1 protein-coding gene is annotated in these 721 nt (G+C 60.2%); it reads right to left on the bottom strand.

The genetic code is table 11. The features are described from left to right. Nucleotides 1-82 precede the first annotated feature (82 nt). Nucleotides 83-721 (bottom strand): RNA-guided endonuclease InsQ/TnpB family protein (locus AC1RWI_RS38050; protein ID WP_492870889.1); only part of this gene is annotated, 639 nt, incomplete at its 5' end.

Here is a 721-nt window from a genome sequence, read left to right as displayed (position 1 = left end):
CTTTCGCTCGCTGTGGTCAGCTCACGGGAGGACTTTCACCTCCGAGATCGCGCCCATGCTGGGCGCACACTTCCTCTCCGGGCTAAACCCCGGAGATTCCTGCTTCCAGCGCTTGAAGTCCCAAGCGGGCGATGTTCCTTGCGGCGTTCGTATCGCGGTTGTGTTCCGCGCCACACGCACAGCAAGTCCACTGCCTTATTCCAAGACCAGCCCTACCTTTCGGACTGCTGGGCGGGATAACGCCACAGCACGAGCAAGTCTGGGTTGAGAACGCCTCGTTGACCTCTTCGAACACCACACACTGCCTGATGGCCTTGTACTTGAGTTGTGTCCTGAACGTCGTCCACGCGGCATCGTGCACGGACTTAGCCATGCTCGTCTTTGCCATCGCTTTCGCGTTCACGTTGCCTACGAAGATTGCTGCATGTTTCTTGACCAGCGCCGTCGTCTCCTTGTGGATGGCGTCCTTGCGCTGATTTGCGATGCGCGCGTGGATAGCCTTCACGCGCCGCTTCTTGTTCGCCCGCTGGGCGATTCCTAGATCCGCCTCAGACAGCCGATACCACTTCGGCATGGCGAACTCGGAGCCGTCGCTGTACGTCGCCGCCGTCTTCAGGCCAAGGTCGATCCCGAGCGTGGTTGTGCCATCCGGCACGCGCTTTTCTTCGACCTCAACCTTGACCGCGATGTTGACGTACCAGCGCCCGCGCGAGTCCTCATT

This window comes from Cupriavidus sp. MPR-AND1C, assembly GCF_058809705.1.
The sequence above is the reverse complement of the archived record's forward strand: the minus strand, read 5'-3'. Positions and strand labels throughout refer to the sequence as shown.